23 protein-coding genes are annotated in these 22,177 nt (G+C 69.0%); all 23 read right to left on the bottom strand.

From position 1 onward, the window contains the following. Positions 1–4 precede the first annotated feature (4 nt). Positions 5–1,033, bottom strand: coding sequence for an NADH-quinone oxidoreductase subunit NuoH (gene nuoH / locus ISN75_RS08930; RefSeq protein WP_343820178.1), 1,029 nt, complete (start codon positions 1,031–1,033; stop codon positions 5–7). A 3-nt stretch (positions 1,034–1,036) separates the two neighbouring features. After that, complete coding sequence (nuoG, locus tag ISN75_RS08925; RefSeq protein ID WP_168647561.1) at positions 1,037–3,361, bottom strand: NADH-quinone oxidoreductase subunit NuoG; 2,325 nt, start codon at positions 3,359–3,361, stop codon at positions 1,037–1,039. Beyond that, positions 3,358–4,668, bottom strand: coding sequence for an NADH-quinone oxidoreductase subunit NuoF (nuoF, locus tag ISN75_RS08920; RefSeq protein ID WP_167257603.1), 1,311 nt, complete (start codon positions 4,666–4,668; stop codon positions 3,358–3,360). Before nuoF ends, nuoG begins: the two co-directional genes overlap by 4 nt. Positions 4,669–4,681: 13 nt before the next feature. Further along, complete coding sequence (nuoE, locus tag ISN75_RS08915; RefSeq protein ID WP_167257602.1) at positions 4,682–5,209, bottom strand: NADH-quinone oxidoreductase subunit NuoE; 528 nt, start codon at positions 5,207–5,209, stop codon at positions 4,682–4,684. Positions 5,210–5,227: 18 nt separating this feature from the next. Further along, positions 5,228–6,481 (bottom strand): NADH-quinone oxidoreductase subunit D, encoded by a 1,254-nt coding sequence (locus tag ISN75_RS08910; RefSeq protein WP_167257601.1) that lies wholly within the window; start codon positions 6,479–6,481, stop codon positions 5,228–5,230. Between the two features lie 2 nt (positions 6,482–6,483). Further along, on the bottom strand, positions 6,484–7,212 hold the full coding sequence (locus tag ISN75_RS08905; protein WP_167257600.1) for an NADH-quinone oxidoreductase subunit C: 729 nt from the start codon (positions 7,210–7,212) through the stop codon (positions 6,484–6,486). An 11-nt stretch (positions 7,213–7,223) separates the two neighbouring features. Further along, positions 7,224–7,781 carry a NuoB/complex I 20 kDa subunit family protein gene (locus tag ISN75_RS08900; RefSeq protein WP_026634440.1) on the bottom strand — a complete coding sequence of 186 codons (558 nt, stop codon included), beginning with the start codon at positions 7,779–7,781 and terminating at the stop codon, positions 7,224–7,226. Next, positions 7,772–8,128, bottom strand: coding sequence for an NADH-quinone oxidoreductase subunit A (locus ISN75_RS08895; RefSeq protein ID WP_167257634.1), 357 nt, complete (start codon positions 8,126–8,128; stop codon positions 7,772–7,774). Before ISN75_RS08895 ends, ISN75_RS08900 begins: the two co-directional genes overlap by 10 nt. 311 nt (positions 8,129–8,439) lie before the next feature. Beyond that, positions 8,440–8,796, bottom strand: coding sequence for a PilZ domain-containing protein (locus tag ISN75_RS08890; protein WP_035322846.1), 357 nt, complete (start codon positions 8,794–8,796; stop codon positions 8,440–8,442). Between the two features lie 116 nt (positions 8,797–8,912). Continuing rightward, the gene (locus tag ISN75_RS08885) at positions 8,913–9,839 is read right to left on the bottom strand and encodes a PIG-L deacetylase family protein (RefSeq protein WP_168647562.1); all 927 of its coding nucleotides are present in this window, start codon (positions 9,837–9,839) and stop codon (positions 8,913–8,915) included. Continuing rightward, on the bottom strand, positions 9,830–11,485 hold the full coding sequence (locus ISN75_RS08880; RefSeq protein ID WP_167257598.1) for an ArnT family glycosyltransferase: 1,656 nt from the start codon (positions 11,483–11,485) through the stop codon (positions 9,830–9,832). The genes ISN75_RS08885 and ISN75_RS08880 overlap by 10 nt, the downstream gene beginning before the upstream one ends. 153 nt (positions 11,486–11,638) lie before the next feature. Further along, positions 11,639–12,574 (bottom strand): DNA polymerase III subunit delta', encoded by a 936-nt coding sequence (gene holB, locus ISN75_RS08875; protein WP_168647563.1) that lies wholly within the window; start codon positions 12,572–12,574, stop codon positions 11,639–11,641. After that, positions 12,571–13,209, bottom strand: coding sequence for a dTMP kinase (gene tmk, locus ISN75_RS08870; RefSeq protein ID WP_168647564.1), 639 nt, complete (start codon positions 13,207–13,209; stop codon positions 12,571–12,573). The genes holB and tmk overlap by 4 nt, the downstream gene beginning before the upstream one ends. After that, complete coding sequence (gene mltG, locus ISN75_RS08865; RefSeq protein ID WP_168647565.1) at positions 13,206–14,243, bottom strand: endolytic transglycosylase MltG; 1,038 nt, start codon at positions 14,241–14,243, stop codon at positions 13,206–13,208. Before mltG ends, tmk begins: the two co-directional genes overlap by 4 nt. Continuing rightward, a complete protein-coding gene (gene pabC, locus ISN75_RS08860) occupies positions 14,240–15,067 on the bottom strand; it encodes an aminodeoxychorismate lyase (protein ID WP_168647566.1) in 828 nt (275 codons plus the stop codon). Before pabC ends, mltG begins: the two co-directional genes overlap by 4 nt. After that, entirely contained in the window at positions 15,067–16,416 is a 1,350-nt protein-coding gene (locus ISN75_RS08855) for an aminodeoxychorismate synthase component I (protein WP_168647567.1), read from the bottom strand. The genes pabC and ISN75_RS08855 overlap by 1 nt, the downstream gene beginning before the upstream one ends. Before the next feature lie 7 nt (positions 16,417–16,423). Next, on the bottom strand, positions 16,424–17,662 hold the full coding sequence (fabF, locus tag ISN75_RS08850; protein WP_167257592.1) for a beta-ketoacyl-ACP synthase II: 1,239 nt from the start codon (positions 17,660–17,662) through the stop codon (positions 16,424–16,426). A 204-nt stretch (positions 17,663–17,866) separates the two neighbouring features. Beyond that, positions 17,867–18,106: an acyl carrier protein gene (acpP, locus tag ISN75_RS08845; protein WP_026634450.1), complete on the bottom strand. Its 240-nt coding sequence runs from the start codon at positions 18,104–18,106 to the stop codon at positions 17,867–17,869. A gap of 315 nt (positions 18,107–18,421) precedes the next feature. Then, positions 18,422–19,165, bottom strand: a complete 744-nt coding sequence (gene fabG / locus ISN75_RS08840; protein ID WP_167257591.1) for a 3-oxoacyl-ACP reductase FabG — start codon at positions 19,163–19,165, stop codon at positions 18,422–18,424. A gap of 44 nt (positions 19,166–19,209) precedes the next feature. Further along, positions 19,210–20,157 (bottom strand): ACP S-malonyltransferase, encoded by a 948-nt coding sequence (fabD, locus tag ISN75_RS08835; protein ID WP_167257590.1) that lies wholly within the window; start codon positions 20,155–20,157, stop codon positions 19,210–19,212. A 139-nt stretch (positions 20,158–20,296) separates the two neighbouring features. After that, positions 20,297–21,274, bottom strand: a complete 978-nt coding sequence (locus ISN75_RS08830) for a beta-ketoacyl-ACP synthase III (RefSeq protein WP_167257589.1) — start codon at positions 21,272–21,274, stop codon at positions 20,297–20,299. A 163-nt stretch (positions 21,275–21,437) separates the two neighbouring features. Further along, entirely contained in the window at positions 21,438–21,632 is a 195-nt protein-coding gene (gene rpmF, locus ISN75_RS08825) for a 50S ribosomal protein L32 (RefSeq protein WP_026634454.1), read from the bottom strand. 20 nt (positions 21,633–21,652) lie between these two features. Beyond that, positions 21,653–22,129 (bottom strand): YceD family protein, encoded by a 477-nt coding sequence (locus ISN75_RS08820; protein WP_167257633.1) that lies wholly within the window; start codon positions 22,127–22,129, stop codon positions 21,653–21,655. Positions 22,130–22,177 lie beyond the last annotated feature (48 nt).

The raw sequence follows: 22,177 nt of genomic DNA, 5'->3' as shown, positions 1-22,177 counted from the left end.
TTCTTCAGCCTCCCGTGCCGATGCTGACCCAGCCGAAATACTTCATGCAGCCGGCCACGAGAACCCAGACGATGGTGATGGGAATGAACACCTTCCAGCCCAGCCGCATGATCTGGTCATAGCGGTAGCGCGGGAAGCTGGCGCGGAACCAGAGAAAGAAGAAGGCGAACATGAAGGCCTTCACGAACAGCCAGAAGAAGCTGCCCTGCCCGATCCAGCCCCAGCCGGGCGGGAACGGCGACAGCCAGCCGCCCATGAACAGGATCGCGGCCAGGAAGCTGACCAGGATCATGTTGGCGTATTCGGCCAGGAAGAAGATGGCGAACGCAGAACCCGAATACTCCACGTGGAAGCCGGCGACGATTTCCGACTCGCCTTCGGCCACGTCGAACGGCGCGCGGTTGGTCTCGGCCACGCCGGAGATGAAGTAGATGACGAACACCGGCAGCAGCGGCCACATGAACCACTCGAAGATGCCCTTGCTGCCCGACTGCGCATGCACGATGTCGGTGAGGTTCAGGCTGCCGGCCAGCACCAGCACGCAGACCAGGCACAGGCCCATGGCCAGCTCGTACGAGATGACCTGTGCGGCGGAACGCATCGCGCCCAGCAGCGCGTAGCGCGAGTTGGAGGCCCAGCCGGCCAGGATGATGCCGTACACGCCCAGCGAGGTCATCGCCAGCAGGTACAGCACGCCGGCGTTGACGTTGGCCAGCACCATCTTGTCGTTGAACGGGATCACCGCCCACGCGGCCATCGCCGGCACCAGGGCCAGCAGCGGCGCCAGGTAGTACAGGAACTTGTTCGCGCTGGTCGGAAGGATCACTTCCTTGATCAGCAGCTTCACCACGTCGGCGAAGGCCTGCAGCAGGCCAAGGGGACCGATCTTGTTCGGCCCCATGCGCACGTGCATCCAGCCGATGACCTTGCGCTCCCAGTACACGAACATCGCCACCGCCAGGATCACCGGAACGGCGATGCACAGGATGTAGATGATCGGCCAGACGAGCTGGTTGAGGATCTGTTCGCCCATGGCTTACGCCTTGCTCAAGGTGATGGCCGCGCCGTAAGGCGGCAGCGTGGCGGTGAGTTCGTGCGCGGCTTCGATCCAGGCGGTGCCGTCCGGCACCGACTCGTCGACGGCCACCGGCAGCGCGACCTTGCCGATGCGCACCGAAGCGCCGTCGGCCAGGCCCAGGCGCTGCGCTTCGGCCGCGCTCAGGCGCACGGCCGGCTCGCGGTTCAGCGGATGCGCGCTGAGCGCGCCCGCGCGGCGCAGCACGGCGTCGGAGCGGTACATCGGCCAGGTGGCCAGACGGGTGAGGCCGTCGGCCGCGGCGCGCGGCGCCAGGCCTTCGCGGGCAGCCGGCACGCGGTCGGCGATGCCGTCGCGCAGGCCGGCCAGGTCGTCGAACTCGAAGCCGGCCAGCTTCAGGCCGCCGCCGAGCGCGCGCAGCACCTTCCAGCCCTGGCGGGCGTCGCCGGGCGCGCGGGCGCCCTGGACCACGCTCTGCGCGAGGCCATCGACGTTGACCAGGGTGCCGTCGATTTCCGGCAGCAGCGCGATCGGCAGGATCACGTCGGCCAGGTCGCGCAGCGCCGGGGTGGCGTAGGCGGAGAACGCGACCACGCTTTCGGCGGCGGTCAGCGCCTGCAGCGCGGCGGCGCCGTCGGCGACGTCGTGCGGCAGCTCCACGCCGTACAGCACGTAGGCCTTGCGCGGCTGCGCCAGCATCGCCTGCGCGTCGAGGCCGCCGTTGCCCGGCAGCACGCCGACGCGGCTCAGGCCCAGCGCGTTGGCGCCGACCGGGATTTCGTTGTAGCCGGCGCCGGTGGCCTGGGCGATGAAGCGCGCGATCGCGCGCAGCCAGGAGGCCTGCGGATGCGTCGCGGCGGCTTCGCCGAGGATCACCACGGCCTTGCCGGCCTTCAGCGCGTCGATCGCGCCGCGGTCGCCGTCGTCGGCCTGCACGGCGTCGATGGCGGCAGCCAGCGCGGCCGGTGCGGTGGCACCGCCCTGCACTGCCGCCTTGGCCAGCGCAAGCAGCGCGTCGGCCATGGCCTGCGGCGCGACGATCTCTTCGCCGGCCAGCGCGTAGTTGAAGTTGAAGCGCGCCGGATTGACGGCGTAGACCTTGGCGCCCTTCTTCACCGCCTGGTGCACGCGATGGTTCAGCAGCGGCATTTCGTAGCGCAGGTCGGCGCCGACCAGCAGCGCGGCCTTGACCTTGTCCACTTCCGCCACCGGCAGGCCGAAGGCCTGGGCGTGGGCCTGGTCGGCGAAGTCGGTCTGGCGCAGGCGGTGGTCGATATGCGCCGAACCCAGACCATGGGCCAGGCGCACCAGCAGGTCGCCTTCCTCGTTGGTGGTGGCCGGGGAAACCAGGAAGCCGAGTTCGCCGCGCGCCTTGGCCAGCGCTTCGCCGGCCACGATCAGCGCGTCTTCCCAGGTGGTCGACTGCCACTGGCCGTTGCGCTTGACCTGCGGCGCGGTGATGCGGTCGGCCGCGTACATGCCTTGGTGGCTGTAGCGGTCGCGGTCCGACAGCCAGCACTCGTTGATGCTTTCGTTGTCGCGCGGCACCGTGCGCAGCACCTCGCCGCGGCGCGTATGCAGCCACAGGTTGGAACCCAGCGCGTCGTGGTAGCCGACGGACGGCTTGGCCACCAGCTCCCAGGCGCGCGCCTTGAACTGGAACGGCTTGTTGGTGAGCGCGCCGACCGGGCACACGTCGATGACGTTGCCGGACAGCTCGGTCTCCAGCGCCTTGCCGATATAGGTGCCGATCTGCAGGTTGTCGCCGCGGCTCATGCCGCCCAGCTCGTAGGTGCCGGCGATCTCGCTGGTGAAGCGCACGCAGCGCGTGCACTGGATGCAGCGGGTCATCTCGGTGGCCACCAGCGGCCCGAGGTTTTCATCGGCGATGGTGCGCTTGCGCTCGGTGTAGCGCGACACGCTGCGGCCGTAGCCCAGGGCCACGTCCTGCAGTTCGCACTCGCCGCCCTGGTCGCAGATCGGGCAGTCCAGCGGATGGTTGATCAGCAGGAATTCCATCACGTCGCGCTGGAACTTCAGCGCGCCGGCGGAACGCGTGGTGACCTTCATGCCCTCGGCCACCGGGGTGGCGCAGGCCGGCTGCGGCTTGGGCATGGGCTTGCCGCCCATTTCCACTTCCACCAGGCACATGCGGCAGTTGGCGGCGATGGGCAGCTTGCGGTGATAGCAGAAGCGCGGGATCGACACGCCGATGGCGTCCGCCGCTTCGATGATCATGGCGCCCTTGCGGATCTGCGTGGGCTTGCCGTCGACCTCGATGTTGAGGAGATCGGGCGGCGTGTTGTTCACGGGCTGCGCGCTCATGCGGCGACTCCGATCTGGTCGTCGACGATGGAACGCCCGTTGACGATGTAGTACTCGAATTCATGCCAGAACTGGCGCAGGAAACCCTGCACCGGCCAAGCCGCCGCCTCGCCGAACGCGCAGATGGTGTGGCCTTCGATCTGGCCCGCGATCGCCTTCAGGCGATGCAGGTCGTCCATGGTGCCCTTGCCTTCCACGATGCGGTCCAGCACGCGGTGCATCCAGCCGGTGCCTTCGCGGCACGGCGTGCACTGGCCGCAGGATTCCTTATGGAAGAACTGCGAGATGCGGCGGGTGAAGCGCACCGTGCAGACGGTGTCGTCCAGCACCACGATGGCGCCGGAACCCAGGCCGGTCTTGAGGTCGCGCAGGGTGTCGTAGTCGAACGGCAGGCCCTTCAGCTGCGCCGCCGTCAGCACCGGCATCGACACGCCGCCCGGGATCGCGCCCTTGAGCGTGCGGCCCGGACGCAGGCCGCCGGCCATTTCCAGCAGCTCGTCGAAGGTGGTGCCCAGCGGCACTTCGAAATTGCCGCCCTTCTGCACGCAGCCGGAGACCGAGAAGATCTTCGGGCCGCCGTTCTTGGTCTTGCTCTGCGCCAGGAACCAGTCCGCGCCCTTGCGCAGGATCGCCGGCACCGAGGCGTAGGTTTCGGTGTTGTTGATGGTCGACGGCTTGCCGTACAGGCCGAAGTTGGCCGGGAACGGCGGCTTGAAGCGCGGCTGGCCCTTCTTGCCTTCCAGCGATTCCATCAGCGCGGTTTCCTCGCCGCAGATGTAGGCGCCGGCGCCGAGCGCGCCGTAGATGTCCACGTCCAGGCCGGTGCCCTGGATGTTCTTGCCCAGCAGGCCCGCGGCATACGCTTCCTTGAGCGCTTCCTCGAAGTGCTCGAAGGGTTCGTGGTGGAACTCGCCGCGCAGGTAGTTGTACGCCGCGGTGGAGCCGGTGCAGTAGCAGGCGATGGCCATGCCCTCGATCACCGCATGCGGGTTGAAGCGCAGGATGTCGCGGTCCTTGCAGGTGCCCGGCTCCGACTCGTCGGAGTTGCAGAGGATGTACTTCTGCATGTTGCCCTTGGGCATGAAGGACCACTTCAGGCCGGTCGGGAAGCCCGCGCCGCCGCGGCCGCGCAGATTGCTCTTCTTGATCTCTTCGATCAGCGCGTTCGGGTCGGGCTTCTCGGCGAGGATCTTCTTCCACGCTTCATAGCCGCCGACCTGGGTGTAGCTGTCCATCGCCCACGGCTTGTCGAAATGCAGCGTGGTGTAGACGACCTGGTGTTCCTGGGGTGCGGGACCGTATGCCATGACGCCGTGACCCTTACTTGAGACCGTCGAGGATCTCGTCGACCTTGTCGGCCGTGAGACGCTCGTGGTAATGCCCGTTGACGGTCATCGCCGGCGCGCAGGCGCAGGCGGCGATGCATTCTTCTTCGCGCTTGAGGTAGACGCGGCCATCCGGGGTGCTCTCGCCCAGCTTGATGCCCAGCTTCTTCTCGCAATGCGCGACCAGCGCCTCGGCGCCGTTGAGCCAGCACGAGATGTTGGTGCAGATGGCGACGTTGTTGCGGCCGACCGGCCTGGTCTCCAGCATCGAATAGAAGCTGGCCACCTCGTACGCCCACACCGCGGGCAGCTCCAGGTACTTGGCGACGGCGGTGATCAGCTCGTCGGTGAGGAAGCCCTGGTTCTGCTCCTGCGCGGCGAACAGCGCCTGGATCAGCGCCGAGCGCTTGCGGTCTGGCGGGAACTTGGCAACCCACTCGTCGATGTGATGGCGGGTGTGCTCGTTGAGTGCGACGAGCGGGTCGACGTGCTTGACCTGCTCGTAATTTCCGGTGGCTTTCATGCGTATGCTCCCGTCGGCTCAGCGATCGACTTCGCCGAACACGAGGTCATAGGTGCCGATCATCGCCACCACGTCGGCCAGCATGTGGCCGCGCACGATGGGATCGATCGACGACAGATGGGCAAAGCCCGGCGCGCGCAGGTGCACGCGGAACGGCTTGTTGGCGCCGTCGGAGACCAGGTAGCAGCCGAACTCGCCCTTCGGCGCCTCGACCGCGCAGTAGGTCTCGCCGGCCGGCACGCCGTAGCCTTCGGTGAACAGTTTGAAATGGTGGATGAGGGCTTCCATGTCCTCCTTCATGGCCTCGCGCCTGGGCGGCGCGACCTTGAAGTTCTCCACCATCACCGGGCCCGGGTTGGCGCGCAGCCAGGCCACGCACTGCTGGATGATGCGGTTGGACTGGCGCATTTCTTCCACGCGCACCAGGTACCGGTCGTAGCAGTCGCCGTTGACGCCGACCGGGATGTCGAAATCCATCTCGGCGTACTTGGCGTAGGGCTGCTTCTTGCGCAGGTCCCAGGCCACGCCCGAGCCGCGGATCATCGCGCCGGTCATGCCCCACTGCTGGGCCAGCTCCGGCGAGATCACGCCGATGCCGACGGTGCGCTGCTTCCAGATACGGTTGTTGGTGAGCAGTTCCTCGTACTCGTCCACCTTCGACGGGAAGTCGGCGGTGAAGGCCTCGAGGAAGTCGAGCATGGAACCCTCGCGCCAGGCGTTCAGGCGCTTGAGGTCGCTGCCCTTGTGCCAGGGCGACTCGCGGTACTGCGACATCTTGCCCGGCAGGTCGCGGTAGACGCCGCCCGGACGGTAGTACGTGGCGTGCATGCGGGCGCCGGAGACGGCCTCGTACACGTCCATCAGTTCTTCGCGTTCGCGGAAGGCGTACAGGAACACCGCCATCGCGCCGAGATCGAGCGCGTTCGAGCCGATCCACATCAGGTGATTCAGGATGCGGGTGATCTCGTCGAACATGGTGCGGATGTACTGCGCGCGTTCCGGCGCCTCGATGCCCAGCAGGGTCTCGATCGCGCGCACGTAGGCGTGCTCGTTGCACATCATCGACACGTAGTCGAGGCGGTCCATGTAGCCGATCGACTGGTTGAACGGCTTGGCCTCGGCCAGCTTCTCGGTGCCGCGATGGAGCAGGCCCACGTGCGGGTCGGCGCGGACGATGGTCTCGCCGTCCATCTCCAGCACCAGGCGCAGCACGCCGTGCGCGGCCGGATGCTGCGGGCCGAAGTTCATCGTGTAGTTGCGGATTTCCTGCATGCTCAGTTCTCCCGCCAGTTATCGGCGGCTTCGGCCTTGGCCTGCAACAGGTCGGCGTCATCGCGGATCACGCGCGGCACCAGCACGCGCGGCTCGATCGACACGGGTTCGTAGACCACGCGCTTCTGCTCGGGGTCGTAGCGCACTTCGACGTTGCCGATCAGCGGGAAGTCCTTGCGGAACGGATGCCCCACGAAACCGTAGTCGGTGAGGATGCGGCGCAGGTCCGGATGGCCTTCGAAGATGATGCCGTAGAGGTCGAACGCCTCGCGCTCGAACCAGTTGGAACCGGCCCACACGCCGGTGACCGAGGGCACCACCGGCAGGCTGTCGTCCTCGCCGAACACGCGCAGGCGCAGGCGCTGGTTGTTCTCGACCGACAGCAGGTGGATGACCGCGGCGAAGCGGCGCGGCTGGCTGACGTCGCGCGGACGGTCGGCCCACTTGAAGCGGCCCATCGCCTCGCCTTCGACGCCGCGCGAGAAACCGGTGCCGGACACCGTCTCGGTATCCCATTCGGTCTGGCCGTAGCCGAGGTAGTCCACGCCGCACAGGTCGATCAGCTCGCCGAAGCGGAAGGCCGGCTCGTCGCGCAGCGCGGTGGCCACCGCGATCAGGTCGGCGGCGGCCACTTCGGCGGTGACTTCGGTGCGGGCGACGCTGATCTTCAGCGTGTCGCCGAATCGCGCGGACAGGCGCTCGGCCAGCGAGTTCGTTTGCGTTTCGCTCATGGCTTAAGGCCTCAGGACCGCGCGATGGTGCTGGTGCGGCGGATTTTCTTCTGCAACTGCAGGATGCCGTGGATCAGCGCTTCGGCCGTCGGCGGGCAGCCCGGCACGTAGATGTCCACCGGCACGATGCGGTCGCAGCCGCGCACCACGGAATACGAATAGTGGTAGTAGCCGCCGCCGTTGGCGCAGCTGCCCATCGAGATCACCCACTTGGGGTCGGGCATCTGGTCGTAGACCTTGCGCAGCGCCGGGGCCATCTTGTTGACCAGGGTGCCGGCCACGATCATCACGTCGGACTGGCGCGGGCTGGGACGGAAGATCACGCCGTAGCGGTCCAGGTCCAGGCGCGCGGCGCCAGCGTGCATCATCTCGACCGCGCAGCAGGCCAGGCCGAAGGTCATCGGCCACATCGAGCCGGTGCGCGCCCAGTTCATCAGCGCGTCGACCGTGGTGGTCACCGCGCCGCGCTGGATCACCGGGTTGTCGCCGGCCGGACGCAGGATGTCGTCCACCACGTTCAGCGGCTGCGGGTTGTGCATCACCCGGTCAAGCGAGGAGATCACTCCCATTCCAGTGCTCCCTTCTTCCACACGTAAGCAAAACCGATCACCAGGAGCAGCAGGAACAAGGCCATTTCGATCAGGGCCGTCAAGCCGATCTTGTCGAACACCACCGCCCACGGAAACAGGAAGGCGATTTCCAGGTCGAAGATGATGAAGAGGATCGCCAGCAGGTAATAGCGCACGTCGAAGCGCATGCGGGCGTCCTCGAAGGCCTCGAAGCCGCACTCGTAGGGCGAGAGCTTTTCCGATTCGGGACGGCGGGGGCCGGCCAGCAGGCCGATGGCCAGCAGGACGAGCCCTAAGCCCGTCGCGACGCCGATGAAGAGCAGGATGGGCCAGTATTCGGCAAGCACGATGTCGCGTACCTCCGCGCCGCCGGGGCGCATCAGTGACCGTCCGGGGGAAACGGCCAGGGGTAAAACAGGTCCGGTCTACTGCGGATCGGCATGGCCAGGAGGCCGCGGGCTTTCGAGCCACGATCGCGCGCGTTGCAAGCACGAGCGTCCGACTTTCCACGATCGAATTCGGGAATCGGGACATTGTATCAGTGCGTTTAACAACAACAAGCCTTGACGGCTATTTCATCGGCCTGCTGGCAAGCGCTGCCGGCAGGCGGCAGCCGGCCCCGCGACGCCATGCCGCGCCTGCTGCCGTGACGGCGGCGTTACATCGTGTGAGTGGGGCGTTCGGAGCCGCTCATGCCGGCCAGGATGGCCTCGATGCGGGAACGCGCGACTTCGCCGTCGGAGGAATCGTTGAACTGCACGCCGATGCCGGCCGTGCGGTTGCCCTGGGCGCCGACCGGCGTGACCCAGACCACCTTGCCGGCCACCGACAGGCGCTCGCCTTCGTCGGCGAGGTTGACCAGCAGCACCACTTCGTCACCCAGCGAATAGCCCTGGGCGGTGGGGGCGAACAGGCCGCCGTGCTTGAGGAACGGCATGTACGCGTTGTAGAGCGCGGCCGTGTCCTTGATCTTCAATGAAATGATGCCCTGGCGGGCCGCGATGGCCGGATTCATGCTGCGTCCCCGCGGGCCGTGGACGGTGTCGGCCCGATGGCGGGCATCGTAGCGAGCGGCCCGCCTGGGCGTAAAGCGTGCATGACCTGCCGTGGGAGCCGGTTCACAGCCGCCCGCTACAGCTCGCACCAGCCCCAGCGGTCGAAGATCCACAGCGACGGCAGCTCGCAATGGAGCTTGACGAAGCGCGGGCCGGGCGCCGCTTCCGGCAACAGGCGCCAGCGGCCCGAGGCATCGCGCTCCAGCGGCGCCTTCGACCAGGGCCAGGTGCATGCGCCGTCGCGGCCGGCCAGGGTCAGCTTGAGCCAGGGCCGCTGCGTGGCGGAAGGCTGCCACGGCAGCCAGCCTTCGCCGCCGGCAGGCTCCACCGTGCGGAACACTTCCGGCCGCCCGGCCAGTCCGCGCATGCGTCCGCCGCTGAGCGCGACCTGGCTCTGGTGCTCGTCCAGCGCGGCCAGCTTGGCCGCATGGATGGCCGCGAAGGAAGGCAGCGCGACCGCTTCGCCGCGCTCCGCCGCGCGGCCATGCACCAGGTAGCTCAGCAGCAACGGCGCCTCGCCCTGCCCCGCTTCCCGCCAGCGCGCCACCGCCAGGCGCAGCAGCACATGGGCGGCGCTGTGGTCGGGGTGGCCGTCGCCGAGCGCCGGCACGGCGATGAGGTTCGGCCGGCAGCGATCCAGCCAGCCGGTCCAGGCGCGCAGCTGGCCATCGAGGTCGTCGCGGATGCACGCGGTCAGGCCCATGTCCGGCAGGCCCAGCGGATGCAGCGCTTCCTGCGGCAGGCCCAGCCGCGCCAGCGCACCGGCCACTTCCTGGCGCCGGCGCGCGCCCCAGCGGCGGCGGTCCTCGGCGCGGATGCGCAGCCGGCGTTCCAGCCAGCGCTGCGGCCAGGGATTGTTGTCGCCCAAGGTGAGCAGCAGGATCTCCACCGCGCCGCCCGCGGCGCGCACGTGCTGGATCAATTCGCCGGTGGCGATGCTTTCGTCGTCCGGATGCGGCGCCACCACCAGCAGGCGGGTCCGCGCGTCGATCGTCACTGGCATGCGTCCGCGCCCTCCTCGTCTTCCACCGGCGGCGGCAATGCCGCCGGTCGCCAGCCGCGCTCCCAGGCGCGTTTCCAGACCAGCACCAGGGCACGGCCATTGGCGGCGTCGATGCGATGGCGTCCCGCGGCCAAGGTCCATGCCGTACCGGCGGGCGCACCGTCGACCGAGGCCTGCACCAGGCCCTTGCCGTCGCTCAGTACATAACTGCCCGCCAAGGCGAGGTCGACGGAACGTGTTCCCGATGCAGGCGGCAGGTACTGGCCGGCCAGCCATACCTCGTCGCGCAGCGGCAGGTAATTGCGCCGCACGAAGGCATCGCTGGCCGGCGGCAGGCGCCGGCGCAGCACCAGCATGGTGCGGTCGCGCGCCATTTCCTCGGCGATGGTGTCGGCCATATGGCCGCGGCGCAGGCGGATCATCGCCATGCTTTCGATCACCGGAAAATACGGCCGCGGGCGGAAGATGGCGTCGCCCTTGGGGTCCATCACCGTCTCGCCCGCATCGGTGTAGTGCAGCACCGCGGCCAGCTCCGCGCGCTGCGGCGCGAGGCGGTCCAGCCACGGCGGCGCGCCGAGCAGCAGCGCGGCCAGTTCGACACCGATCACCACCTTGCCCACCGCGCGCCGGCGTGCCGCGCTTTCGCGCAGCCACGGCAGCCGCGCGATCGCACCGGCCAGCACCAGCACCAGCGGCGGGATCGCCGGCAGGAAATCCTGCGCGGTGATCAGCGGCCACACGAACCACACCAGGAACAGGAACAGGCCCGCCTGCAGCGCCAGGAATACGGGCCAATCGAACACCTCGCGCGCCACGCGCCGCACATGCCCATAAGCCAGCCGCACGCACACGCCCGACAGCAGCACGAAGACCAGCAGCTTGGGCAGCGCATACGCCTTGCGCGCGCCGCCGACGTTGTAGCCGACCAGCCCGTACCACGCCGGCCCCAGGTCGCCGCGCCAGGCCAGCCACAGCGCGAACAGCGCCGGCACCAGCAGCAGGCCCGCGATGCCGCAGGCGAGCGAACGCAGCCGCGGCACGCGCCGCCCCGGCGGCCGCGCCAGCGACACCACCAGGCCCGCGAAGCCGGCCACGCCCAGCAGCACCAACGTCTTCTGCGACACCGACAAGGCCGCGCCCACCAGCACGCCCGCGACGAACCAGCGCCACGCCCGCGGCGGCGCGCCCACCACCACGGCCAGCGCCGCCAGCCACAGCGCCATCCACATGTCGTCGGTGCGGAACTGGCCACTGACCAGGAAGAAGCGCGGCACCAGGGCCACGATCAGCATCGCGTAGAACGCGATGTTCGGCGTGTACAGCCGGCGCCCCATGCGCCACACCGCGAACAGCGCCAGCGCATACCAGGCCTGCATCGACAGGCGCAGCCAGGTCAGCGCGTCGGCGCGCGCGCCGATCAGGTCCAGCACCAGCGAGTGCAGGCCGCTGAACAGCGGGCCGTGGTTGTCGAACACATCGCGGTAGACGTGCAGCCCCTGCGTCCATGCCCAGGCCACGTGCGCGTGCTGCGCTTCGTCGGAATTGAGCGGATAGGCGTTCAACCACGCCAGGCGCAGCACGGCGAGCAGCGCCAATGCCAGCCATGGCCACCGAACCGTGAAGGGTTTTTCCTTGGCAAAACTCATCCAGCCAGTTTAGAAAAACGGGCTGTCTGCGAGCTTTCCAGTCCAGGACATCGGAGGTTGGGGTGAGCCGCAGGCGACCCCCAACATCGCAGTGCAAAGGTGTCGACGTTGGGGTTCGCCTGCGGCTCACCCCAACCTACGCCGCGGTGCGAGTCAGCGCCAGCGCGAGAGCAATTCCAGCAGCAGCAGGTCGCCGCGCAGCGGACCGCGCAAGGCATCGCGCGCATGGTTGGCGGCGCGATACCAGTCGTCGAGCGCTTCGGCATCCAGATGGCTGGACAGCGGACCGTTGCCCGCACCCGCACGGCCGCGCGCTTCGTCGGCCGCGGCCTGCGCGGCGAACCACAGGCGCTGCTCCGGTTCGTTGTCCAGCCAGCGGCGCACCACTTCCATGGTTTCGCCGCGGCCGGCCGCGAGCGCGGCGAGGTCCTTGCGCACTTCCTGGCGGCGCGCGAGCGCGCCCTGCTCCGCCCAGGCCTTGGCCAGGCCGGGATTGCCGCCGGCCGCATCGAGCGCGGCGGCCGCATCCTTCACGCCCTCGCCCTGCAGCCAGGCCAGTGCCTCCTCGCGCGCAGGCACCTGGAATTCGATGCGCTGGCAGCGGCTGCGGATGGTCTGCGGCATGCGCCAGGGCGCGTCGGCCACCAGCAGCAGCAAGGTGTTCCGCGAAGGTTCTTCCAGCGTCTTCAGCAGCGCGTTCGCCGCCGCGGTATTCATGAAATCGGCCGGATCGATGGTGGCGATCTGCCAGCCGCCGAACTGGCTGGCCATGGCCAGGCGCGAGGAAAGATCGCGGATCTGGTCGACCACGATGTCGCTGCGCTGCACGCCGTCCTTGCGCAGGCCGAAGCTCAAGGCGATCAAGTCCGGATGCGTGCCCGCGTCCAGCAACAGGCAGCTGCGGCAGCGGCCGCAGGCATCGCCGTCGACGGACTGCTCGCACAGCAAGCCGCGCACGAAGCGGCGCAGAAAGTCGCGCTTGCCCAGGCCCGCCGGCCCGCACAGCAGCAGCGCGTGCGGCATGGCATCGCGGCGGCGGCGCGCCTGCAGGCGTTCCCACAGTTCCGCATGCCAGGGCATCGCGCTCATGGCGCAGCCTCGAACAAGGGCGCAATCGCCTGCTCGGCTGCGCGCAGCACTTCCGCCGGCGAATGGCTGGCGTCGATCACGCGGAAGCGCTGCGGCTGCGCCGCGGCGCGCGTGCGATAGGCGGCGCGCACGCGCTCGAAGAACGCATCCGCTTCCACCTCGATGCGATCCGCTTCGCCGCGCCCCGCGGCGCGCGCGCGGCCGGTAGCGACGGGCAAGTCCAGCAGCAAGGTGAGGTCGGGCGCGAGACCGCCGGTGGCCCACTGCTCCAGCGCCTCGATGCGTTCGACCGGCTGGCCGCGCCCGCCGCCCTGGTAGGCGTAGCTGGCGTCGGTGAAGCGGTCGCACAGCACCCAGCGGCCGGCGGCCAGCGCCGGCTCGATCAGCTCGCGCACCAGCTGCGCGCGCGAAGCGAACATCAGCAGCAATTCGGTTTCCGCGGCCATGCCGCGCAAGGCGGGATCGAGCACGATGCCGCGCACCGCCTCGCCCAGGGTGGTGCCGCCCGGCTCGCGGGTCAGCAGCAGGTCGACGCCGCGCGCTTCGATGCAGGCGCGCAGCCCGGCCAGCAAGGTGCTCTTGCCCGCGCCTTCGCCGCCTTCGAGGCTGATGAATTTTCCGCGTGTCTGGCTCATTGGCACCGCTTCAACTGATAACAGGCGACATTGCGATTGTGTTCGTCCAGCGTACTGGAGAACACATGGCTGCCGTCGCCGCGCGCGACGAAATACAGCTCGCTGCCAGCCGCCGGATGCAGCGCCGCTTCCAGCGCCGGCTTGCCCGGCAGGGCGATCGGCGTCGGCGGCAGGCCGGCGCGGGTGTAGGTGTTGTACGGCGTGTCGGTGGTGAGGTCGCTGCGGTGGATATTGCCGGCATAGCTCTCGCCCATGCCGTAGATCACGGTGGGATCGGTCTGCAGCAGCATGTGCGTGCGCAGGCGGCGCACGAACACGCCGGCGATGCGCCGACGCTCGTCGGCGCGGCCGGTTTCCTTCTCCACGATGGAGGCGAGGATCAGCGCCTCGTACGGCGTGGCCAGCGGCACGTCCTTGTCGCGCTGCGCCCACAGCGCGTCGAGTGTCTTGCTCATGGCGGTATGCGCGCGCTTGAGCACGTCCAGGTCGCTGTCGCCTTTGACGTAGGCGTAGGTCTCCGGCAGGAAGCGGCCTTCCGGCATCTCGCCGGCGGCGCCGATCTTGTCCATCAGCTGGCTGTCGTCCAGCGCGACGCCGTCCTGGCGCAGCTTGTCGGCCTTGGCCAGGGCCTGGCGCAGTTCGCGGAAGGTCCAGCCGTCGACGATGGTGAAGTTGCGCTGCATCACCCGGCCCGCGGCCATGTTGGCGAGCAGGTCGCGCGGCGTCATGCCGGGGGTGAGCGCGTATTCGCCGGCATGCAGGCGGCCGGCCACGCGCAGCTGTTCGGCCAGCGCGCGCCAGTACAGCGGATGCTCGGCGCTGACGCCTTGCGCGCGCAGCTGCGCCACGATCTCTTTCAGGCTGCTGCCGCGGCCGACGTCGATACTTTGCCCCTGCACCTGCACGTTCAGCGGCGCCGCGCTGAAGCGCGCGAACTCGCGCCAGCCGTAGGCCAGCGCGCCGGCGACCGCCAGCAGCAGCAGGAGAACCAGGCCGCGGCCCAGCGCGCGCCCTTTCGTCTTGCGTCGACTCATGAGTGCTCCGTCGGAAAACCAAGCTCGCGCCAGTGCGACTGCAGGGCGCGGGTGACCGGTCCGGGAACATACACGGTCTCGGCCATGCTCCGCACCGGCACGATGCCGCGCACGCTGGAACTGAGGAACAGCTCCTGCGCATGCAGCAGCTCACCCAGGGCCAGTTCCCGCACCCGCACCTCGCGCACGGCCAGCACTTCCGCACGCGCCACGCCGGCCACGCCGCAGCGCTCCAGCGAGGGCGTCACCAGCGCGCCGCCGATCACCGCGAACAGGTTGGCCATGGTGGTGCAGATCACGCGGCCGGCGCCGTCGAGCAGCAGGCCGTCGGCGATGGAGGGATCGTCCCATTCCGCCCGCGCCAGCACCTGTTCCAGGCGGTTCAGATGCTTGATGCCGGCCAGCAGCGGCTGCTCGGCCAGGCGCAGCTGGCACAGGCGCAGGCGCAGGCCGTCGCGGTACGTCTCCGGCGCCGTCACGGGCGCGGCGAACGCGGCGACGATGCGGGTGGGCTGCGGCGATGCGGGCATGGCATAGCCGCGCTCGGCCACGCCGCGGGTGATGGTGATGCGCACGACGGCGTCGGCCATACCGTCCGCGACGGCAGCCGCTTCGCGTGCAAGCAAGGCTTCATCCGGCGCCAGCAGGCGCAGGCGTGCGCAGCTCTCGCGCAGGCGCTGCATATGCCGCGGCCACAACGGCGCACGGCCGGCGACGAAGCGGATCGTCTCGAACAGCCCGTCGCCGTAGGCCAGCCCGCGATCCAGCGGCGACAGCGCAGCGTCCGCCGCGCCGTCGACCAGCAGGCGCAGCGGCGCCGCCATCAGTCCGCCGCTCCCAGCGCGCGCAGCAGGCCGCGCGCCTTGGCGCGGGTTTCGTCCAGCTCCTTGTCCGCCACCGAGTCGGCGACGATGCCCGCGCCCGCGCGCAGGCTGACCTGGCGGCCGCAAAGAGTGAGCGTGCGGATCAGGATGTTGAGGTCCAGATCGCCGTTGCGGTCGAGATAGCCCAGCGCGCCGGTATAGGCGCCGCGCGGCGCGTGCTCCAGCGCCGCGATGATTTCCATGCAGCGCACCTTGGGGCAGCCGGTGATGGTGCCGCCCGGGAAGGTGGCGGCGATCACCTGCCCCGGCGTCACCCCGGCGCGCAGCTTGCCGCGCACGTTGGACACGATGTGGTGCACGTGGGCATAGCTCTCCACCACCATCAGCTCGTCGACCTGCACCGTGCCCGGCACGCAGACGCGGCCAAGATCGTTGCGTTCCAGGTCGATCAGCATCACGTGCTCGGCGCGCTCCTTCGGATGCGTGCGCAGCTCGCGGATGCGCGCCAGCTCGTCGTCCGCCGGCGTGCGCGGGCGCGTGCCGGCGATCGGCCGCGTCTGCGCGATACCGCCGCGCGCTTCCACCAGCCGCTCGGGCGAGGAACTCACCACCGCCCAGGCCGGCTGCTGCAGCAGGCCGGCGAACGGCGCCGGATTGGCCTGGCGCAGCGAGGCATAGAGCGAAGCCGGCGCGGGCGCTTCGGCGAACTGCGCGCGCCATGCGCGCGACAGGTTCACCTGGAAGATGTCGCCGGCATGCAGGTGTTCGTGGATGCGCGCCACGCCGTCGAGGAACAGCTGCGGATCGTCTTCGTCGCGCGCCACCGGCAGCGGCAGCGGCGCGATGTCCGCGTGCGCCTCGAGGTCGGCGGCCATGCGCTCGAGCAGTGCCTCGCAGCCGGCTTCGGCGACCAGCACGGTGCGCTCGCGTTCGTGGTCGACGATGACTGCCGCGGGGCAACGCAGCGCCAGCGCCACCGGCAGGACCTCGTCCTGCGCCAGGCGCAGGCGCGGCTCGATTTCGCCGGCCAGTTCATACGCCAGCAGCAGCACCCAGCCACCGTGGAACGGCAGGCCGTCGTCCGCGTCGCGCGGCAGGCGTTCGGCCTGCCAGGCGGCGTCGAGCGCATGGAGAAAACCGCCCGCGTGTTCCGCGCCCTGCCCGTCCAGCACGCGGCCGTCGCCGTGCAGGGTCAGGCTGTCGCGCGGAAAGGCGAACAGCAGGTCGAAGCGCGCCTGCGGGGTGCCGCGCACCACGCTTTGCAGCAGGCAGGGATAGCGCTCCGGAAATGCAGCGGCCGGCGCGAGCAGGTCGCGCCGGCCGTGCAGGGTGCGGCTGATGGAGGTCACGCGCCGGTCAGAGGCGGCGGAACGCCAGCGTGCCGTTGGTGCCGCCGAAGCCGAAGGAGTTGGAGAGAGCAACGTCGACCTTGGCTTCGCGCGCGGTGTGCGGCACGAAGTCCAGATCGCAGCCTTCGCCCGGCTCGTCCAGGTTCACCGTCGGCGGCAGCACCTGGTCGCGCAGCGCCAGGATGGTGAAGATCGCTTCGACGCCGCCGGCCGCGCCGAGCAGATGGCCGGTGACCGACTTGGTCGAGCTCATCGCCAGCTTGTAGGCGTGGTCGCCGAACACGCGCTTGGCGGCCAGCACTTCGCCCAGGTCGCCCAGCGGCGTGGAGGTGCCGTGCGCGTTGACGTACTGCACGTCGGCCGGGTTGATGCCGGCATCCTTCAGCGTGTTCTCCATGCAGCGCGCCGCACCTTCGCCGCCCTCGCTGGGCGCGGTGATGTGGTAGGCGTCGCCGCTCATGCCGAAGCCGATCAGCTCGGCGTAGATCTTCGCGCCGCGAGCCTTGGCGTGTTCGTACTCTTCCAGCATCAGCACGCCGGCGCCGTCGGACAGCACGAAGCCATCGCGGTCCTTGTCCCACGGACGGCTGGCCCTGGTCGGCTCGTCGTTGCGGGTGGACATGGCCTTGGCCGAGCAGAAGCCGGCCATGGCGGTGCCGGTGGTGGCGAACTCGGCGCCGCCGGCGATCATCGCGTCGGCATCGCCGTACTGGATCATGCGCGCGGCCAGGCCGATGTTGTGGGTGGCCGTGGTGCAGGCGGTGACGCAGGCGATGTTCGGGCCCTTCAGGCCGTACATGATCGACAGGTGGCCGGACACCATGTTGATGATCGAGCTGGGCACGAAGAACGGCGACACGCGGCGCGGGCCCTTCTCGTGCAGTTCGATCGAGGTGTGCTCGATGGTGTGCAGGCCGCCGATGCCGGCCGCCACCGCCACGCCGATGCGCGGCGCATTGGCTTCGGTCACCTCCAGCCCGGAGTCGCGCAGGGCTTGCGTGCCCGCGGCGATGCCGTAGTGGATGAAGGGATCCATCTTCTTGATGTCCTTCGGCGCGATCCACTGCGCCGGATCGAAATCACGCACCTGGCCGGCGATGCGGGTGGCGTAGTTCGTGGCGTCGAAATGGGTCACCGCACCGATGCCGCTCACGCCCTTGAGAACGTTGTCCCAGGCCGTGGCGATATCGTTGCCGACCGGCGAGATGATGCCGAGGCCGGTAACCACCACACGTCGTTTGCTCATGCTGATCTTCCTTCATGGTTCCGTGTGCCTGCCGCGAGGGCAGCCATCCCGCGGAGACCGCGTGGATGCCGTCTTCGCCGTATGTTGCGCGAGACGCGAACCATACGGGTTAGGACGTTGCAAATTGCAGAAACGAAAACTGCGCCAATGTGGCGCAGCTTTCTGGTGTCGCGTCGTGAGGCAGGCCGGGCCCGCCAGGCACGATCACTCCTTGGTGTGGGCCTTGATGTAGTCGACGGCCTGCTGCACCGTGGTGATCTTCTCGGCCTCTTCGTCCGGGATCTCGGTCTCGAACTCTTCCTCGAGCGCCATCACCAGTTCGACGGTGTCCAGCGAATCCGCGCCCAGATCGTCAACGAACGACGAGCTCGGCTGAACCTCATCTTCCTTCACGCCCAGCTGCTCAACAACGATCTTTTTGACGCGCTCTTCGATGGTGCTCATGTTGCCAATACCTCCCAAGGACAAAAATGCCGGCGGATTGTAGTGGCTAAGCCTCAGCTCCCGCCACGGTCCACCAACGTTGGTAAGGCGCTGGCCCTGACGACCGGCGCGAAAGCGTAATTGTCTCCTAAAAACGGTCCGATGGCGACAACCCCGGCCGCCCCGCCCTGGCGGGCTCTGCCGGGCCGGGCGGACGGTCTGGCCGTTGGCGCCCGGGGTGGTCATGCATACCCGGGCGGATGTCCGGAAACACGACCGCGGAAACGATGGAGCCGCCCCTCGGGACGGCTCTGTCCGGACCGTTGGAAACCGGCCTTACGGCATGTACATGCCGCCGTTGACGTGCAGCGTCTCGCCGGTGATGTAGGCAGCCGCCGGCGAGGCCAGGAAGGCCACCGCCTTGGCAATATCCTGCGCTTCGCCCAGGCGGCCCAGCGCGATCTGGCCCAGCAGCGCCTGCTTGGATTCTTCCGGCAGCGCGCGCGTCATGTCGGTGTCGATGAAGCCCGGCGCCACCACGTTGACGGTGATGCCGCGGCTGCCGATCTCGCGCGCCAGCGACTTGGAGAACGCGATGATGCCGGCCTTCGCCGCCGCGTAGTTCGACTGGCCCGGATTGCCGGTGAGGCCGATGACCGAGGCGATCGACACGATGCGGCCCTTGCGCGCCTTCATCATGCCGCGCATCACCGCCTTGGAGGCGCGGTAGACCGAGGTGAGGTTGGTGTCGAGGATGGCCTGCCAGTCCTCGTCGCGCATGCGCATCAGCAGCTGGTCGCGGGTGATGCCGGCGTTGTTGACCAGGATGGAAAGCGCGCCGACCTCCTTGCCGATGGCGTCCACCAGCGCTTCGATCGCGCCGGTTTCGGTCACATTGAGCACGCGGCCCTGGCCGCCGTGCGGCGCCAGGCGCTCGCCGATCGCGGCGGCGCCGCTTGCGCTGGTGGCGGTGCCGATCACGGTGGCGCCCTGGGCGGCCAGTTCGTCGGCGATCGCCGCGCCGATGCCGCGGCTGGCGCCGGTGACGAGGGCGATTTCACCTTGCAGAGGCTTGCTCATCGTTGCTTGTTCCTGAGGTCTGGTGTGATGAGTGGCGTGGGCGCTCAGGCCCACTCGGCGCGCGCGGCGTCGAGTTCGGCCGGGGTGCCGATGGCGCGCGCTTCCACGCTCTTGTCGATGCGCTTGATCAGGCCGGCCAGCACCTTGCCCGGGCCGCATTCGGCCGCCCGGACGGCACCGCCGGCGGCCAGCGCCTGCACGCATTCGGTCCAGCGCACCGGCAGGTAGAGCTGGCGCTGCAGCGCGGCGCGGATGTCCTCGAGCTGGCCATAGGCGCGCGCCTCGGCGTTCTGGATCACCGGAATGGATGGCAGCTGCCAGTCCAGCTTCGCCATGCGCTCGCCGAGCTGGTCGGCGGCGTCGCTCATCAGCGCGCAGTGCGACGGCACCGACACGGCGAGCTTGATGGTCTTCTTCACGCCCAGTTCGGCGAGGCGCGCCAGCGCGCGGTCCACCGCTTCGGCGTGGCCGGCGATCACCAGCTGGCCCGGCGAATTGAAGTTGGCCGGCGACACCACCTGCCCCTGCGCCACTTCCTCGCAGACGGCCGCGATCTGCGCGTCGTCGCCGCCCAGGACGGCGGCCATCGCGCCCACGCCCGGCGGCACCGCGGCCTGCATCAGGCGGCCGCGCTCGGCGACCAGGGCGGCCGCGTCGTGCAGCGACAGCGCGCCGGCGCAGACCAGGGCGCTGTATTCGCCCAGGCTATGCCCGGACAGCTGCGCCGGCAGCGCGCCGCCGAGCTTGCGCCACACGCGCCACACGGCAACGCTGGCAGCCAGCAGCGCGGGCTGGGTGTTCTCGGTGCGGTTCAAGGCTTCTTCCGGCCCCTGCTGGCTCAGCGCCCACAGGTCGACGCCGGCGCCCTGCGAGGCCTCGTCGAAAGCGGCCTGCACTTCCGCATGGGCGGCGGCCAGTTCCGCCAGCATGCCCACGGATTGCGAGCCCTGGCCGGGGAAGACGAATGCGAGCGAGGCAGCGTGCTGAGTCATGCAGGAACGGATTCCGTCGGGGAAAAGCGGAATGGTGCCAGCAACGCCGGCCGTACGCAGCCGTATTCCGGTGGCGGCACCCCTGAAATGCGCATGCCGCCCGGAGGCGGCATGCGTTTGAAACGTTTCGCGGGAAGCCTCAGTAGCGCAGCAGCGCCGAGGCCCAGGTGAAGCCGCCGCCGAACGCTTCCAGCAGCAGGTTCTGGCCGCGCTGCACCTTGCCCGAGCGCACCGCGTAGTCCAGCGCCAGCGGCACCGAGCCGGCCGAGGTGTTGGCGTGCTTGTCCACCGTGACGATGACCTTGTCCATCGGCATGGCCAGGCGCTTGGCGGTGGCTTCGATGATGCGCAGGTTGGCCTGGTGCGGGATCAGCCAGTCCAGCTCGGACGCGTCCATGCCGGCGGCGCCGAGGGTTTCCTCGACCAGCGCGTCCAGCGTCTTTACCGCGACCTTGAACACTTCGCGGCCGGCCATGCGCACCAGCACGCCGTGGTTCTTCTCGTCGGCCTTGAAGCCGACCGACACGCCGACCGGGTTGTACAGCAGCTCCTTGTGGCCGCCGTCGGCATGCAGGCAGGTGGCGTAGATGCCGGGCTCCGAGGAGGCCTCCAGCACCACGGCGCCGGCGCCGTCGCCGAACAGCACGCAGGTGGTGCGGTCGTCCCAGTCCAGCATGCGGGTGAGCGTTTCGGCGCCGATCACCAGCACCTTCTTGGAATGGCCGCTGCGGATGAACTTGTCGGCCACGCCCAGCGCATAGACGAAGCCCGAGCAGGCCGCATTGACGTCGAACGCCGCGCAGCCGTTCGCGCCCAGCCGGTGCTGCACCAGGCAGGCGGTGGACGGGAAGATGATGTCGGGCGTGGTGGTGCCCATCACGATCAGGTCGAGCTCGGAGGCCTTCACGCCCGCCGCCTCCAGCGCGCGCTGCGCGGCCTGGGTGGCCAGGTCGCCGGTGGTCTCGCCGTCGGCGGCGATGTGGCGCTGGCGGATGCCGGTGCGTTCGCGGATCCATTCGTCGCTGGTATCGACGAACTTCTCCAGGTCGGCATTGGTGACGACACGCTCCGGCAGCGCGCTGCCGGTGGCGATGATGCGGGAATAGATCTGGGCCATGGACTGTCCGTGGGAAACGGCACGGAGCGCCGCCCACGCTGGGAGACTGCCCGCACCAAGACCGCAAAGTTACGTTCGTGAGCGCCTAAACGCAAAGCGGCGCGTCACCGCGCCGCCTTGCAGAACCGGATCCTTTAGGAGCGTAAAGCCCCCGCGGGAGCGCTCAGTCCTCTTCGACCACCGAAGTATTGGTGTCGATGACCTTCTTGCCGCGGTAGTAGCCATCCTTGGTGACGTGGTGGCGACGATGCACTTCGCCGCTGGTCGGATCGGTGGCGAGCTGCACGGTCTTCAGCGCATCGTGCGAACGACGCATGCCGCGGGTGGACGGGGTCTTGCGGCTCTTGGCAACGGCCATGGCGAGTCTCCAGCTAAGCGTTATTTCTTGAGTTCGCGCAGGATCGCGAACGGGTTATCGGAACGTCCCTCGACCGAATCCTCTTCGGGCGATGGGGGCACTACATCGTCGGGCAGCGTGCTGTCCGGATTGACCGGGATCAGCGGCAGCGCCAACAGCAATTCGTCTTCGATCACGTCCGCGAGGGCCAGCTTGCCGTCCTCGGCGATCAGGAGCGGCTCGCTGCCCGGAGGCAAGGCTGCTTCTTCGCGCTCGAAACGGATCAGGCCGAGCCGGGTATCCACATTCACCGGGAGCACGAAGGGCTCCAGGGAACGCTGACAGATCACGGCGAGCGGCGCTTCGACGCGTACGTCGAGGTACGCGTTGTCGAACTCGTCACGACCGAAATCCAGCTCGAACCGGGCCTCGCCTTCGGTACCGGCGAGGGCTTCGCTCAGGCGCCGCATGGCGGCGATGGGCAAGGCTCCCTTGAACGAACGCCGCGCCGAGACCATGCGCCAAGCGTCCACGGACTCTGGCAGTGTCACGGACATAATCGCGAA

Origin of the sequence: Dyella marensis, from assembly GCF_049532885.1 — a bacterium.
Classification (GTDB): Bacteria; Pseudomonadota; Gammaproteobacteria; order Xanthomonadales; family Rhodanobacteraceae; genus Dyella_D; species Dyella_D marensis.
The sequence above is the reverse complement of the archived record's forward strand: the minus strand, read 5'-3'. Positions and strand labels throughout refer to the sequence as shown.

What these genes read in the sequence shown, in the direction of transcription:
- ISN75_RS08890 (WP_035322846.1), bottom strand. Translation starts at nt 8,796, where the DNA reads ATGAATCCGGCCATCGCGGCCCGCCAGGGCATCATTTCATTGAAGATC.
- pabC (WP_168647566.1), bottom strand. Translation starts at nt 15,067, where the DNA reads ATGGCGGCGCCGCTGCGCCTGCTGGTCGACGGCGCGGCGGACGCTGCG.
- fabF (WP_167257592.1), bottom strand. Translation starts at nt 17,662, where the DNA reads ATGAGCAAACGACGTGTGGTGGTTACCGGCCTCGGCATCATCTCGCCG.
- nuoE (WP_167257602.1), bottom strand. Translation starts at nt 5,209, where the DNA reads ATGAAAGCCACCGGAAATTACGAGCAGGTCAAGCACGTCGACCCGCTC.
- nuoH (WP_343820178.1), bottom strand. Translation starts at nt 1,033, where the DNA reads ATGGGCGAACAGATCCTCAACCAGCTCGTCTGGCCGATCATCTACATC.
- ISN75_RS08900 (WP_026634440.1), bottom strand. Translation starts at nt 7,781, where the DNA reads ATGGGAGTGATCTCCTCGCTTGACCGGGTGATGCACAACCCGCAGCCG.
- tmk (WP_168647564.1), bottom strand. Translation starts at nt 13,209, where the DNA reads ATGAGCCAGACACGCGGAAAATTCATCAGCCTCGAAGGCGGCGAAGGC.
- ISN75_RS08885 (WP_168647562.1), bottom strand. Translation starts at nt 9,839, where the DNA reads ATGCCAGTGACGATCGACGCGCGGACCCGCCTGCTGGTGGTGGCGCCG.
- nuoG (WP_168647561.1), bottom strand. Translation starts at nt 3,361, where the DNA reads ATGAGCGCGCAGCCCGTGAACAACACGCCGCCCGATCTCCTCAACATC.
- ISN75_RS08820 (WP_167257633.1), bottom strand. Translation starts at nt 22,129, where the DNA reads ATGGTCTCGGCGCGGCGTTCGTTCAAGGGAGCCTTGCCCATCGCCGCC.
- mltG (WP_168647565.1), bottom strand. Translation starts at nt 14,243, where the DNA reads ATGAGTCGACGCAAGACGAAAGGGCGCGCGCTGGGCCGCGGCCTGGTT.
- ISN75_RS08830 (WP_167257589.1), bottom strand. Translation starts at nt 21,274, where the DNA reads ATGGCCCAGATCTATTCCCGCATCATCGCCACCGGCAGCGCGCTGCCG.
- fabD (WP_167257590.1), bottom strand. Translation starts at nt 20,157, where the DNA reads ATGACTCAGCACGCTGCCTCGCTCGCATTCGTCTTCCCCGGCCAGGGC.
- ISN75_RS08910 (WP_167257601.1), bottom strand. Translation starts at nt 6,481, where the DNA reads ATGCAGGAAATCCGCAACTACACGATGAACTTCGGCCCGCAGCATCCG.
- rpmF (WP_026634454.1), bottom strand. Translation starts at nt 21,632, where the DNA reads ATGGCCGTTGCCAAGAGCCGCAAGACCCCGTCCACCCGCGGCATGCGT.
- acpP (WP_026634450.1), bottom strand. Translation starts at nt 18,106, where the DNA reads ATGAGCACCATCGAAGAGCGCGTCAAAAAGATCGTTGTTGAGCAGCTG.
- fabG (WP_167257591.1), bottom strand. Translation starts at nt 19,165, where the DNA reads ATGAGCAAGCCTCTGCAAGGTGAAATCGCCCTCGTCACCGGCGCCAGC.
- ISN75_RS08905 (WP_167257600.1), bottom strand. Translation starts at nt 7,212, where the DNA reads ATGAGCGAAACGCAAACGAACTCGCTGGCCGAGCGCCTGTCCGCGCGA.
- holB (WP_168647563.1), bottom strand. Translation starts at nt 12,574, where the DNA reads ATGAGCGCGATGCCCTGGCATGCGGAACTGTGGGAACGCCTGCAGGCG.
- nuoF (WP_167257603.1), bottom strand. Translation starts at nt 4,668, where the DNA reads ATGGCATACGGTCCCGCACCCCAGGAACACCAGGTCGTCTACACCACG.
- ISN75_RS08880 (WP_167257598.1), bottom strand. Translation starts at nt 11,485, where the DNA reads ATGAGTTTTGCCAAGGAAAAACCCTTCACGGTTCGGTGGCCATGGCTG.